The organism is Bacillus cereus group sp. RP37 (assembly GCF_040459695.1).
GTDB lineage: Bacteria > Bacillota > Bacilli > Bacillales > Bacillaceae_G > Bacillus_A.
The window spans coordinates 246,768-261,346 of the sequence record NZ_JARVHP010000002.1 but is presented as its reverse complement, the minus strand read 5'-3'; the positions used below and the strand labels follow the sequence as shown (position 1 = coordinate 261,346).

The following is a 14,579-nucleotide window of genomic DNA, read 5'->3' as shown; positions in this document are numbered from 1 at the left end:
ATCCCGTTGAAGTAACTTGATAAATGATACAGCTTATATCCTAGAAATTTAAATAATATTTGGCCATTACTTCTCTCTTTCGTTCTACTTATTTCTACTATATATAATTAAATATTTTTTCAAAAACTACTTCATAAAAGAACGTAAGTTCGTGTATAATAAGAATAATAATAAGAACAAATGTTCTCATTATTATTAGGAGGAGTTATAGTGTATGACTATTCAATTTTACCGAATAGAATCATTTTATGTGTTGATCTTCGTAGCTTTTATGCTTCTGTTAGTTGCATCAAAATGGGATTAGACCCACTTCATACAAAATTAGCTGTAGTCGGTGATGTGAATAGGAATGGGTCCATTGTTTTAGCCGCAACTCCACCTTTAAAAGCAATGGGAGTAAAGAAGTTGGCAAGGCTATACGAGATTCCTCGGCAAAAAGATATTCTTATTGTGAATCCAATTATGGGAACCTATATTAAGTGCTCCAATTACATAACGAAGTTAGCTCTACAATATGTTCCTATTGAAGACTTTCATCAATACAGCATCGATGAATTTTTTATGGATATTACCGATAGCATCCATCTATTTGCCCGAGATCCAATTGAATTTGCATTACAGTTTAAACGTGAAATATATGAACATACACGAATTGAATGCACAATCGGGATTGCCCCTAACTTATTGATGAGTAAGGTGGCCTTAGATATTGAAGCAAAGAAAAATAAGGACGGAATCGCTTATTGGAAATACGCAGATGTACCTACAAAATTATGGAGCATACGACCGCTTAGTAAGTTTTGGGGGATTTCGCATAAAACAGAAACAAAATTAAATCAAAAAGGAATACATTCAATTGGAGATTTAGCTAATTATCCTCTTAAATATTTAAAACAAAGCTTCGGCGTGATTGGCGAAGAATTACACTTACATAGTAATGGGATTGATTTTAGTCGAATTTCAGAGAAATATGTTCCGGTTACAACTTCTATAGGAAAAAGCCAAATTTTAATGCGTGATTATACAATAGAAGAATTTCCGATTATCCTACTGGAACATACCGAAGAAGTTTGCTATCGATTAAGACAACAAAACAAACTTGCTCAAACCGTTCAATTTTCAATTGGATATAGTAAAAGTTATTCCGGTGGCTTTAGCAAAACACATACCTTAAGCCGTCCCACCAACTTAACCATGGACATTCATCAAGTTTGTCTATATTTTCTACATCAACAATATGCTGGAGAACCAATTAGAAGTATTACTATTTCTCTAACAAAACTAATTGGTGAAGGAGAAGAACAAATTTCCCTTTTTGATAACATCATACAACGAGAAAAAGAAATAAAGCTAACGAAAGTAATGGATGAAATACGCACAAAGTTTGGAAAAAATAGCATATTAAGAGGAATTTCCTATACAAATAATGCAACAGCAAGATACAGAAACACACTGTTAGGGGGCCACAAAGCATGAACAACGCTAATATGCCAAAAGGCAGGGGAATGATAAAATGGACGCCATTTGCAGCAATGCCAGAACAATTCGTCGGAATACGTGAAATGATCAAAGAGAAAAATAAAGTTGCACGCCCCATTTTAACTTCTGAAGAGAAAGAACTGATTGAGAACATGTTACTATGTTCATTGCTATCTGAAGAAGAGATATTAATTACATATTATGAAGATGGTTATTTACTCACCAATTATATGACCGTTATCGATATAGTTCCATTACATAGCTCTATCATATGTACTGATGCTTTCAATAATAAGTTGACAATACAATTTACGAATATAATAGACGTAAAATAGAATAGATTTAGGTGATTATCTTTGGAGTATTATAAAGGAGTATATAGAATGCAAGGGAATCATATAAGAAAGAATACAGCGAGAACAATTACTCATAATGATATAAATAACTATCCCTATTTAAATATACCTATGATTATCAATGAGAAAGATGGACTAACATACGAGGTTTTAAGCGCTGGTTTTCATAATAATGATGCAGTAGCGATGATAACGACAGATGGTTTCGCTACAACTAGGGTAAATACACCGATTGTAACAGTAAAAAACAATGATGGGAGTATCCAAGCATTCCGCTTACCTTTAGAATTAGAATATTGGGTACTTTCATGTATGTGTGCTGCTTCAACAGGGAGAAATCCGTTCCCATGTAAAGTTGCATTTGGAATCATTGATACTAAATTTCATGTAGAATTCAAGTGAAAAAGGAGCAAATTAATTTGCTCCTTTTATCGTTATGTATGCTCTTGACCTTTTCTTTTTACATTGTTTGCATACAGTTTTTTTGATAATTATAGGAGCGAAACCCTGAAATAACATTTAACTGGATTCCTTCTTGCTTTGCAAATCAAATAACTTTTCTAGTGCTTCTACTGCTTCTTTACGAAGGTGACTCTATTCTAACGTTCCACTGAATGAGAATGGTACACTTGGTACAACTATATCCTCTGGTTTATAGTCCTCGAAAAATCCATATTCTTTATTAACTACAGTCTGTATAATAGCAAAAGAACTTTCTTCGTTTTTGATCGCCCTTTTTACCTACTACTTTTTTCTTTATATATGAGGTTTATATGAAATTCATAGTTTGTCTTTTCTGGCTGTTTACCAATAGATTGATTGGCATAAATTATAAAGATATCTAACCTCAGCATCATACATTTCTTAATAGATTATTGAAAAGAAAAAAGCTCTGCACTTCGCAGGCTTTCTTTATGATTTAATTATTAAATTATTCATAAAATCCCCTATAGAATTCGCTTGGAATATACGGAAATAAGAAGATTGAACATCGTAATGTTTGTCAGTAATGATTAGGATTGAAGGGAAAAATTTAGAAGCTTTCGGTTGCCAAGATTCATTGTGCCATTCTTGACTATGGAAGTATAACTCATATCTATTTATCTTATCTTGCATTATTTTTTTACTGTATACTGACTTTTGAACTTCAATAAAAAATGGAGATCTACGCCATATCGTAAAGGCATCTGGCTCCATATACTCTTTCCCATACTTAGGTTCCACTTTGAATAATTTAGGATTTTCGTAGTAGACAAGTTGTTTGTATACGTCAACAATACCAAGGAAATGAGGAATTTTTTGACTCGTCTTTTTGATAGAACTTGGTTGTGGAAAATAAATGTATGGGTGCTGCAATACGTTCGCATCAACATAACCATCTCTCCTTAATCGTTTCATAACCGTATTACAACAAGTTACTGCATTCTTTAAGCCTTGAAAATGCAAGTCAATAATATCATCACGGGACATGCATCTAAATCGCTTCAAATCATTTAAAATTCCTTTATCTCTACTCCTCATCATCTAACACCCCAAATAAAGGAATTTCTTCTTTTAGAGGCATTTGGAGCATTTTCTCTTCTTTAGACATGCGATAGGGCTCAACAATTTGTTTTGCCTTACTTAATTCCAAATAAGGTGCTTGAACTTTCTTTAATCCATTTCGTTTTAAAATCATTTGGCCAGATTGCTCTAAATGCTCTGAACCAGGAGTACCCATGATATTACTATTAATTGCACTATCACATTTAAAACCAATTCTTACGGTCATATTGAGTTTTAACTTACCATCTAAAACCTTTGCATCTGGCCTCTGCATACTAAGCATAAGAAAGACTCCAAGTGATCGGCCGACTGCTGAAATCTTTTCAATTGTAGTCATACACTCTTTTTCATCTTTAAGCATCGCCACTTCATCGATAGCCAATAAAATATATGGTTTTTGATGATCAGAGTTCAATTTGTTGTACGCATCAATATGGTCAACCTCAAATTGTTCCATGAGTTTTCTTCGTTCTCTGATTTCCTTCCATAGCTTTTGAAGCATTATTTTCATTTCGATTTCTTCCATACAAACTTCTTTTACATGCTTCACTCTTCGCAAGAAATGAAATTCAGAATTTTTTAGATCTCCAAGATACAAATGCAACTTATCAGGTGACATATATTGAATGAATGTGGAAAGTACAACACGCACCATACTACTTTTTCCGCTTCCCGTTTCCCCTGCAATTAATAAGTGTGGTGAATTTGAATCAATCATATCGTATGTAATCATTTTTCCAAATTGATCCCGGCCAACCACAACAGGAAGACGGTATTCCTTTAATAATGACTGCCACTCTTTATAACAGTACTTATAAGGTTTTAATCCAGTATCTGAATCGAATACATGTAGTACAAACTTTTTCACATCCCCTTCAATCGTAATATTCCGTCCTAATATTTGCTGGAAACAAAACCACTTCTTTTCAATCTTTTGTGGATCTAATCCGTTTGGTATGGTAAATACATATCTCACGCTTTCTGTTGAAGAAGAAACCTTATGTACCTTTGGATAAATAGGCAATTTCCCTCCACGTGTTTGATGTTCCGTATATAAACCTGCTTTTACAAACACCTCTATAAGGCGATTCCTTAACTTTTGTGTATGAAGCCACTCCTTTATAATCCTCATTACTCCATTCCTCCCTAAAACATGATTACGATGCGAAAAAATGCGTATCCAATCAAGCAAACTCCACCAATTCGCATACCATAATAAATACTTCCACTCACAAACTTTGCAGCAAATATATGGTCATTTTGTACCAAATACTTTTCTAACAAGACTGCCCCAATTAAAACCGTCCCCATTACTCCTAATGCAATATAGGTATTTAACACTTGATCGGACATATGAAAGAATGCAAAAGGACTTAATGAATTGTATTTACGAATTGTATTTTCTTTATCTTTGTATGACCGATCTATAAACTTGCGGAAAAAAATCCTTTCTTTCCTTACTCGCATTTAAATGCCTCCGTTCTCTTTATAAACAGAATAAGAAACCTTATAAAACATAGGGTTGATTCACTTATTACCTTGTTAACATTACTTTGATAGTTAATTTGGTATGTACTTTGCCAATACAAAGGCGAATTGATTTGATATCTATCTTGATAATACGTTTGCTAGCAACTTTGATAGCGACCTTGATACATCATATTGCGAACAGCTTGTACATTATTAACACTTTTGTTTAAAAAAATCATGCTTTGGTAAAAATGTGATTAATAGAGTATCTACGAATAGGAGTGTTCGCAGTGTTTGGCTTAGGAAAACCATTATCTAAGTTTGGTAAATTTTTAAGAAAGAATGATATTACTCAAACGGAATTAAAGGAATGGAGTGGGGTAAACCAAAATACAATTAGCCGTATCTCTCGTTCGAATCAATACAAGCCTTCATTAGGGAATGGTCAAAAGATAATTAGGGCCTTAAAAAGAAAAGGATTCGGCGTAGACTTTGAAGATTTTTGGATGTGATAATTCGCTCAATATGTACTACTGTATCAACACTACACTTTAATGAAAGAGATATTCAAAAATGACTATCTAATAAAAAAGATCAACTACCATTTAAAGTAGTTGATCTGCATGTGCAATCTCTATAAAAAATACATATTATATTTACTTACTACATTATAAGGTTTTTAACTTCTACCCTTAAACATACTATCTAGGATTCTAACCTAGAATCTGAACTTATATCTTAAATCCACCAATTAATTCTTGAAGTTCTTCGGCCATCTGTGCTAATTGTATTGCTGAAGAATTTATCTCTTCCATAGAAGCATGTTGCTCCTCAGATGAACCGGCTATCGTTTGCATACTTGAAGAATTCTCTTTCACAGCCATAGATATTTGATTAATTGATGTATCGACTTCCATTACATCACTTGTCATTTTATTTGATAATTCCACCATACCATGTACTTTTGACACGATATCATTTGCAGATTTTGAGATTTCATAAAAACTTTGTTTTGTATCATTCGCAACCTGAATCCCTGACTGCACTTCAACTCCTACTTCATTCATAGCTTTTACAGTCTCATGTACATCTGCTTGTATTTCATTAATTAAACTTCCAATTTCCATTGAAGATTCGGATGATTGCTCCGCTAACTTCCTGACTTCATCGGCAACAATTGCAAATCCACGCCCCTGCTCTCCTGCTCTAGCCGCTTCAATCGCTGCATTCAATGCTAATAAATTTGTTTGTGCTGCAATACTTTGAATTGCTTCTAATATACTTCCGATTTGCTGCGATTTCTTATCTAATAATTTAATTACATTATCGGATTGAGAAACAGAATGATGTATAGACTGCATTTGCGTTACAGTTTGTTCTACTAATTGTTCACCCTCATTGGCTTTTTCTTTTGTGTATAAGGATGAGGCCGATACTTCTGAAGCATTATCAGCTACGTACTGAATGTTACGCGTTACATCACCAATTAAATTCGCTCCAGACGCCACTTCATTATTTTGAACTTCTGCACTATTCGATATTTCTTCCATTTCTTTTGTAATTTGTTCTGTCGCAATACTGGCTTGCTCTACGCTAGCAGTTAGTTCCTCAGACGAAGCAGCCACATGTCCTGCAGATGTATTAATTCGAGAAATTATATTACGTAACGACTCTGCCATTGTATTGAAACTACCACCTAATTGACCAAGTTCATCCTTTGAACGAATATCTATTTTCTCAGTTAAATCTCCCTGACTAATTTTTTGAGCTGAAATAACTAATTGTCTTAATGGATTAATAATAGATTTAAGAATGAAGAAAATTACAAATCCACCTAACAACAATGAAGCCCCTATTATAGTGAGCGTTTTATAAAAAATAGGATTGGTAGCCTCTTCAATTTCTTTAATAGGCATTACGCCAGCTATTTTCCAACCTGTTTTTTTGTTTGTCTTAAAGCTTATGTTTCGATCCTCACCATTAAGGCTATAAGTAATTACTCCATCTTCTTTCTTGTATAGTTCATCTGCTAATGATTTTTCTAATTTCTCACCTGGCTTAAGCGTAGGATGAACAACTATAGTCTTATCTTGACTTACTATAGATACAAAGCCTTGTTTTCCTATTTTTATCATTTTAGAAGTTTTTACGATATCATCAATATTCAAATCCACACCAATGACACCACTTTTATCAGCATTTTGCTTTGCAATTGCTATTACCATATTTCCTGTAGCCTTTGATTTATAAGGAGACGAAACAATAATCTCTCCATTAGCTTTTACTGCATCCTTATACCAACTACTTTCTAACGGATTAAATCCTTCTGGTATTTTTCCAACAGGTGCATGAATAAATTGATTATTACTGGATGTAGTATAAATTGTTTCTATCTCTGGATGTAACTGTATATATTGATCAAATTTACTTTGTACATTTTGCAATTGGTCAGCATTATAATCACCTTGTGTAAGTATCTTTGCAAAATGAGTTACATCTACATGTTTATTTTCTAATTCATCATCAACTATCTTATTTAAAATACTTACATTATCTTTCGCAGTTTGTAGAATTGTTTCATTAAGATCTGTTTTTGCTTTATCATAAGATGATACTCCTACGACAAGACTAGGTATAATTAATATTGCAATAAATGCCATGGACAACTTCGTTTTAAGCTTCATTTGTTCCAATCCTTCTTTTATTTTAAACACTTTCCACTTCTTCCTTTCATTCAACTTATATAGTTTATTTAATCGTTTGCTCCTTTATTTTTTCTACTTTCATTTATGGTATCATTCGAAATGAAATTACCGTTATATCCTTTTACATATATCTTCTTATATAACAATTTAATTTTTACAAGCGGAGTTTTATCTATCCACCTTTCGAATATGTTATTTTTCTATATTAAGCAATGTTAAGACTATAAATTACCTGCATGAAACATAGACTTCAATTAAAAGATAATTTTTGACTTTGATTGAATCAAAAGTTTAATTTAGAACGATTCAAATTGGATGAAATCCTTACCATAATAAATTTACTAAAACTTAACTAAGTGAATTTATTCTTTGGATAATTATACTTAACAGCCTTTTAACCACTCTAGCCGCTTCACTTCATTCATTTACTACAGCCATTTTTGTATTATTGGATACCAAACCATAAATTCTAAATAGGAGAATAAAATAAATTGGAGGACTTCATTGTAACATGTATGCATAAGTTTTAAATATTAAAATTAAAAAATATATTTTTCATTATATTATCTTCTTGAATTACTAATAATAGATTGTGAACTTTTTGGACTAACGTCTATATCAGGGTATTACTAAGATTAGAATGAATGAATAACAGCACCAATCAATATGTATTTTAATGATGATATTCTTTATTTAACCCAACACTAAATTATTTGTATATTCTATAGATATATCATTACTCAATCCCTTTTAATAAAACAGGTCACTTAATCTGTAAAGAAGGTTATTCTATTACCGAAGTTTTTAATTTTTTCCAGCTTCTCTTTTAATATTTTCTTACTCTTTTTTTAAATAAATATATAACTACGTTTTCCCCATATGTATACATTAAAGATGCTTCCTTTTCTTTAAACTGAAACATACATTAGAATGTTTTTCTTTATTTCTCAGAATTAAGACCCTAGGATTTTTCTTAATAATCATGTAATATACGAGCCAGAAGTAAATAAAAAGACTTGCTCTGTGCTATTGAGGGAGAGTCTAAGAGCCATCTCAATATGTGGCTACATAGAGTCTCGCCACCAAAACGTGGATATTATACGCTAAGAAACATTTCAGATTTAAAAGCTGATTTTCACACGTTAAGGAATTTCCCTTCTTATGTTTCTAGCATATTCAAGCATCATTTTTTAAAAATACAGTTGAGATGCGTTCAAAAAAATAGAAAGACTTCATTCAAGAATACTTATCATGAATGAAATCTTTCTCTTATAAAAGATATTTAATTTCCACCTTGAAAATGTTGTATATTAATTGATTTTAAACAATTAAGTTCAACTAGTTCTGTTGCATTAAAATTGCATTTATATCTTTTTAACAAATTTAGATTTTAATTTCATAGCTCCAAAACCATCAATTTTACAGTCAATATCATGGTCACCATCTACTAAACGTATACTTTTTACTTTTGTACCGATTTTCACAACCGATGAAGTTCCTTTTACTTTAAGGTCTTTGATTACTGTTACAGAATCACCATCGTTTAAGACATTTCCATTAGCATCTTTAATAACCTTTGTATCTTCATTATTTTCAGTTTCTGATTCTAAAGTCCACTCATGAGCACATTCTGGGCAAACAAAAAGATTTCCATCTTCATAAGTGTATTCTGAATTACATTTTGGGCAATTTGGTAAATTAGACATATTTTTATTTCCTCCACACTTTATCATTCTAATAAGTATTTTTTAAAATTTCTGTTTACAACTTCATAAGAATAGCAATTATGAACTTTAATTTTGAAAAGTGGTTCTTATCTGTATCTCAAACACCTATTTTCATCCCATAGCTTTCAATTTCTTAATAATCATGTTCGGTGTCGCCCATTCGTCACGGTCAAAGTCAGAAATAGACACTTCGATATTTAAACGGTCTTGAAATTCGACTAATAAAGATACTGTAGCAAAAGAATCTAGAATTCCTTCTTCAAATAATTGCACATCTGGGTTCTCTTTTACGATATCATTTTCACATACTTCTTCTAACACATTTAACACTTGATCTTTAAATTCAGACATTATTTTTTCTCCTCTATAACTATAATTTATAATAAACTTCTTCATAGACTTCTATTTTTTAACACATTTTTTTAAAAACCTATCCCATCATCATTACAAAATTATGCCTGGTCTTTGTATAATAGTTATTAAGGCATAACAGATAGTTGTTCCCCGGAACATATGTGATTACAAATCTCGTATTTGTTTATTATGGAAAAGGAATATATATGATCGATACCGTTTATATAATTCATTTTGCGTTTAAACGTAAGGAAAATATTCTCCGCATTTGCCAAAGTAAACTTTCTCCTTCTCTATTTTTATAAAAGGATTAAAAGAGTGAATCAAACAAACTTTGTATGTGAAGTGAATTTTTTAAAAATCTAATGCATTTGTCTTATTCTTTATTGTATTCACTTCCTGCGATTGCTGAGAAAGCCCGGTACACTCATGAAATGCGAAATGCTTACATCCTATACATTTTTTTGTATTCAAATGTCCTAAAGCACAATTAATAGCTTCCCCAGTATGATCAAAAAAGTTTTCTTTCCCAATCTCAGCATACAATCCACTCTTATCTAATGTTACTTTTAGTTCTGATTGAATTCCTGAAATAAGAAGTATGCCACCTTGTTTTTTAAAATGCTGAACGATATTCCTAAAGTAAGACTCTCCTGTGGTATCAATAAAAGGAACTTTTCCCATACGCAAAATTAGAACCTTTGGTTTATAATTAATGTTCGTTAAAATATTATGTTCAAATGTTTGAGCAGCCCCAAAGAATAATGGCCCTTCTATTGTGTAAATACTAATTTGTGGGCAGTCATGAGCTTTATTTACCACATGTGGTAACAATTTTTCATTCCTTTTTGTATGATCAGGAAGCACTTTTGTTATGACAAGCATATTACTCATACGTTTTGTAAACAAAATAATAGCTAAAATAAGACCAATTTCCACAGCTGTCGTTAAACTAGTAAATACAGTAAGTAAAAATGTTATCAATAATACAAGAGAGTCTCCTGTCTTCATTTTAAGTATGTGATAAAAATGTTTTTGTTCGCTCATATTCCAAGCTACCACCATTAAAATGGGAGCCATACTAGCAAGAGGAATATGTGAAGCATATGGAGCTAACAGTAAAAGTGTAAATAACACAAATCCCCCATGAATAACACCCGACAGCGGAGATACAGCTCCACTCTTAATATTAGTTGCTGTACGGGCAATTGCTCCAGTTGCAGGAATTCCACCAAATAACGGGGTTACAATATTAGCAACTCCCTGACCGATAAGCTCTTTGTTGCTGTTATGTTTACTATTTGTCATCCCATCTGCCACGACAGCGGATAAAAGAGATTCAATTCCACCGAGCATCGCAATAACAAATGCAGGACCAATTAACTGTTTTATACGTTCTAATGTGATTTCTGGTATATCAAACTGAGGAAGTGTATTTGGAATCGTACCATATGCTGTACCAATAGTTGGTACCTGACCTGAGAAAAATACAGTTGCAATTACGGTTGAAATAACAACACCCACTAATGAACCTGGTACTTTTGGCAAAATCTTTGGTGTGATGAGTATAACAAAAAAGCAAATCAAAGCAGTTATAACACAATAAAAATTGGTAGTATTGATATGCGTAAAGATTTCCTTCAGATTCGCTGAAAATTCCTCATACTTTTTTATACCTGTTAGACCTAAGAAACTAGCAATTTGTCCCGTAAAGATAATAACAGCAATACCTGACGTAAAGCCAATTGTTACAGGACGTGGAATAAACTTAATCAAAGATCCTAGTTTAAAAATTCCCATAAGGCATAAGATGATTCCGGCTAATAAACCAGCAAGCAGTAAATTTTCATACCCATAGGTAATTACAATTCCTAAAAGAATCGGAACAAAAGCACCTGTAGGCCCTCCAATTTGATACTTCGAACCACCAAATAGTGAAATGAGTATCCCAGCAATACATGTTGTATAAATCCCATACTCCGGCTTAACGCCAGAAGCTATAGCAAAGGACATAGCAAGTGGAATCGCTACAACTCCGACAATCATTCCAGAAAGAAGATCCTTTTGAAAATGTCCCAATGAGTATCCTTCAAACCTTCCCGTAAATAATCCTCTCATTACAAACCCTTCTTTTCTATTTTTAATAAATCTTACTTCTTTTGAAAGAATATTTTTTTGATAAAATTGAGTTACAAGTGCGTTTCTCATACCCTTATACAGACAATTTTTAACTCTTTACACAAGAAAACCATCCTAATATTGGTTATATGTTTTACTTAAATGACGTTCTAATTTACCAATATCTCCTCCTTCTTGTATATAGGAATTTAACCTTTCTACTAAAAGTAAACTACCTCGACTATCTAAATTTTTCATTTCAATGAACGATTTAATTTTCACATTATCTGGGGTGCAATCTCTACGAAACATTTGCCCCGGAATTCCATTCCAGAAACGATTCCATTCGTTCAGTAACCCTATTTGATCAAATAAAAAGCTTTGAATCCCACATAACCAAGCTGTACAAGCTGTATTTCTCTTTTGACATCCAACTCCATCCTGTAGATGCTGGCATGAAAAACAGCAAGAATGCCCACTTTTAATACAAACATTACAAACATGATGAGCTCCTATTGAGCTAAATACTTCAATCCCATGCTGAATGATATCTTCTTTTTTAACGTCAATGCTCAACCTATCCCTCCGTTACCATGGTTTCACTTTCTGTTTCATCTAGCTCTTCTAACATTGAAATTGTATCGATTAAATGGTTGTTAAAAATTTTACGTGCAACTACCAGTAAATCCACAATCATAGGGTCTCGTAGAGAATATAAAACTCGTTTTCCATCTTTAGTACCAACAACAATGTTTTTTGAACGTAGCACACTTAATTGTTGAGAAACAGCTGAACCTTCCTTGTTAAGGATAGTTTGAATTTCATTTACACTTCTTTCACCCTCTGACAATAGTTCTAGAATACCTATTCGTAATGGATGTGATAAGGCTTTAAAAAAATCAGCTTTAAATTGTTGCATTTCATTTCCCATAAAAACACCTACTTATTTTTGATTAAAAACACAAAAGTATCATATACATCTTCAAATGTTTGAATATGTATATGATACTTCCAGGACTTTGAATTTTCAATATAAATCTTAAAATATTAAATAAGAAACAAAAAGCAAAGAAACAGCATCAGATTCCATTGTCATGAGCAAAATGGACTCTTACTCCCGGCAAAACAGTCTTATACCAACACTAAGGGACGTATTGAAAAACACTGTTTAACCTAGACTATATTTTTTTCAAAACCTTATGCCGATAGATTCTACAAAGATTGAATTTATGAGAAATTACGAATGCCTTAGCACACGTAATTTTTTTGGAAAATACGGGGATTTTCGAGAATGAGCACTACAAGACCAATTACAGCGTGCCAGTGCATTAAATTTAATTATCAATGCAATCAGCATATGGAATACTGTGTATCTAGCCAATGATTATTCAAATAAAAACTCCCGTATCATTAAACAGATATGGGAGTTTTTTTATCAATTTCACTTTCCTCATTGTATAAACTTTACTTTTCAGACACATCGCTCACATTTTAACGATTTTATACACCAAGCGATTCTCAAAAATCAAAATCACAATTTAAATTGTGATTTTGATTTAAATAATGCGCTCTGAAACACTACTCTTCTTCTAAAATAGCGTAATAATATTCATCCCACCATTCATTTCCATGGGGGATACACTTCCTGAAATAGCCTTCTCTTCTCATTCCAATTCTCTCCATCAATCGATATGATGGGGTATTTTGTGGCTGACATGTCGCTATAATTCTATGTAATTTCATTTCCTTAAACCCATATTTCAATGTAGCTTGTGCTGCTTCAGAAGCATATCCTTTATTGAAATATTTAGGATTGAATACCCACCCAATCTCATAAGTATGCTCACCAAAATATTTATGAAAAACAATATGACCAATCAGAATATTTTCATCTATCAGTATCACAGGAAAGTTCTTAGCATTTTCACCCATATTTTTATTTACAAAGTTTCTTGTATCTTCTTCAGTAAAAACCCCTTCAGGTATGTATTTCATAACATTGCAATCTGATGTATACTCATGGACAGCTTGCCAATCTTTAAACTCAAAATTTCGTATTAATAATCTTTCTGCTCTTATAAACATTTACTTTTCTCCCCTCAAAAAATCGTTACTTTATTCCAGATTCACATTTAATCCTTAAAAAAAGAACTTGCAGGAATCTCTACAAGTTTTTTTGTATCAGGTGAATATATGGGACAAACAAACTATCTTACCGATTCATCATAGAAACTACAGAGGTAGTACTTTGACAACTATAATATATAACAAATATTAACATCCGTAGATTTTATTTTTGAAAATTATGTTAATTAAGAACGAAAGTATCCTTTTCCTTAACTATTCTAACTTCTATTCACTTAAATAAACTACTCAGTTTGATTTTTTAAAACTTCTTGAGAATGCGTAACAACAATTACACAATTAACTTCTTTATGCGCGGGTTCCTGGAACACTCAATAATTTTATTTGCTGTGGTCCATCAGCAATAAATAAAACAACATAGCAAGATAGCGCCCTAGTAATTACTACACGTTGTCGGTGTTTTCCACTTAATTGAATTAAATTAAATGAACGTTGCTGAGTATAAAGAATATGTTTACTTTTATTCTAACAATTCTCTTCTTTAACGAGGTTTTTTGATAAAAATACACAAAAACCCCAAATCACAGGGCTTTTTTTATTGTCCATGATTCGGGGTACAGTTCATTACTTCATTGTAAGGGCTTTTATTTTTTATAAAAACCTATCCTAGAAATGTTATAATTACTCCATTCCTTTTATATTGATAAGAAGAATTTAAAAAGATTAGAATATTTAAAGAG

The 14,579-nt window shown here is 32.1% G+C and carries 14 protein-coding genes and 2 pseudogenes; 4 read left to right on the top strand and 12 right to left on the bottom strand.

Going from position 1 to position 14,579, the window contains the following annotated elements; genetic code table 11:
* The first annotated feature begins 210 nt into the window (after positions 1-210).
* Genes QCI44_RS29495 through QCI44_RS29485 form a run of 3 tightly spaced genes read left to right on the top strand, consistent with a single transcriptional unit; the run spans position 211 to position 2,237 of the window.
* Complete coding sequence (locus QCI44_RS29495; protein ID WP_016135910.1) at positions 211-1,476, top strand: Y-family DNA polymerase; 1,266 nt, start codon at positions 211-213, stop codon at positions 1,474-1,476.
* Positions 1,473-1,814, top strand: a complete 342-nt coding sequence (locus QCI44_RS29490; protein ID WP_016135909.1) for a YolD-like family protein — start codon at positions 1,473-1,475, stop codon at positions 1,812-1,814. The genes QCI44_RS29495 and QCI44_RS29490 overlap by 4 nt, the downstream gene beginning before the upstream one ends.
* 48 nt (positions 1,815-1,862) lie before the next feature.
* A complete protein-coding gene (locus QCI44_RS29485) occupies positions 1,863-2,237 on the top strand; it encodes a hypothetical protein (protein WP_016135908.1) in 375 nt (124 codons plus the stop codon).
* 35 nt (positions 2,238-2,272) lie between these two features.
* On the opposite strand, the pseudogene QCI44_RS29480 reads toward QCI44_RS29485, so the two are convergent.
* The 4 genes and pseudogenes from QCI44_RS29480 to QCI44_RS29465 form a co-directional block, all read right to left on the bottom strand.
* Positions 2,273-2,692, bottom strand: a pseudogene (locus QCI44_RS29480) (D-alanyl-D-alanine carboxypeptidase family protein); the annotation flags it as partial.
* A 55-nt stretch (positions 2,693-2,747) separates the two neighbouring features.
* Positions 2,748-3,323 (bottom strand): replication-relaxation family protein, encoded by a 576-nt coding sequence (locus QCI44_RS29475; RefSeq protein ID WP_016090027.1) that lies wholly within the window; start codon positions 3,321-3,323, stop codon positions 2,748-2,750.
* Positions 3,324-3,345: 22 nt separating this feature from the next.
* A complete protein-coding gene (locus QCI44_RS29470) occupies positions 3,346-4,512 on the bottom strand; it encodes an FtsK/SpoIIIE domain-containing protein (protein WP_016090026.1) in 1,167 nt (388 codons plus the stop codon).
* A gap of 14 nt (positions 4,513-4,526) precedes the next feature.
* Positions 4,527-4,847, bottom strand: coding sequence for a hypothetical protein (locus QCI44_RS29465; RefSeq protein WP_016090025.1), 321 nt, complete (start codon positions 4,845-4,847; stop codon positions 4,527-4,529).
* A gap of 293 nt (positions 4,848-5,140) precedes the next feature.
* Between QCI44_RS29465 and QCI44_RS29460 the strand changes: the two genes are divergently transcribed.
* On the top strand, positions 5,141-5,362 hold the full coding sequence (locus QCI44_RS29460; protein WP_016090024.1) for a helix-turn-helix transcriptional regulator: 222 nt from the start codon (positions 5,141-5,143) through the stop codon (positions 5,360-5,362).
* A 219-nt stretch (positions 5,363-5,581) separates the two neighbouring features.
* Here the strand turns inward: QCI44_RS29460 and QCI44_RS29455 are convergent, their stop codons facing one another.
* The 8 genes and pseudogenes from QCI44_RS29455 to QCI44_RS29415 all read right to left on the bottom strand — a co-directional run.
* Positions 5,582-7,564 (bottom strand): methyl-accepting chemotaxis protein, encoded by a 1,983-nt coding sequence (locus tag QCI44_RS29455; protein ID WP_033659938.1) that lies wholly within the window; start codon positions 7,562-7,564, stop codon positions 5,582-5,584.
* A gap of 1,355 nt (positions 7,565-8,919) precedes the next feature.
* Complete coding sequence (locus tag QCI44_RS29450; RefSeq protein ID WP_016090022.1) at positions 8,920-9,261, bottom strand: zinc ribbon domain-containing protein YjdM; 342 nt, start codon at positions 9,259-9,261, stop codon at positions 8,920-8,922.
* Positions 9,262-9,393: 132 nt separating this feature from the next.
* Positions 9,394-9,633 carry a D-alanine--poly(phosphoribitol) ligase subunit DltC gene (gene dltC, locus QCI44_RS29445; protein WP_046955295.1) on the bottom strand — a complete coding sequence of 80 codons (240 nt, stop codon included), beginning with the start codon at positions 9,631-9,633 and terminating at the stop codon, positions 9,394-9,396.
* Positions 9,634-9,990: 357 nt separating this feature from the next.
* Complete coding sequence (locus tag QCI44_RS29440) at positions 9,991-11,754, bottom strand: SulP family inorganic anion transporter (RefSeq protein WP_353811624.1); 1,764 nt, start codon at positions 11,752-11,754, stop codon at positions 9,991-9,993.
* A gap of 135 nt (positions 11,755-11,889) precedes the next feature.
* Entirely contained in the window at positions 11,890-12,330 is a 441-nt protein-coding gene (locus QCI44_RS29435; protein WP_016090019.1) for a hypothetical protein, read from the bottom strand.
* A gap of 1 nt (position 12,331) precedes the next feature.
* Positions 12,332-12,685: an ArsR/SmtB family transcription factor gene (locus QCI44_RS29430; RefSeq protein ID WP_016090018.1), complete on the bottom strand. Its 354-nt coding sequence runs from the start codon at positions 12,683-12,685 to the stop codon at positions 12,332-12,334.
* A 647-nt stretch (positions 12,686-13,332) separates the two neighbouring features.
* Positions 13,333-13,839, bottom strand: coding sequence for a GNAT family N-acetyltransferase (locus QCI44_RS29420; RefSeq protein WP_353811623.1), 507 nt, complete (start codon positions 13,837-13,839; stop codon positions 13,333-13,335).
* 284 nt (positions 13,840-14,123) lie between these two features.
* Positions 14,124-14,322, bottom strand: a pseudogene (locus tag QCI44_RS29415) (ABC transporter ATP-binding protein); the annotation flags it as partial.
* Between the last annotated feature and the right edge of the window lie 257 nt (positions 14,323-14,579).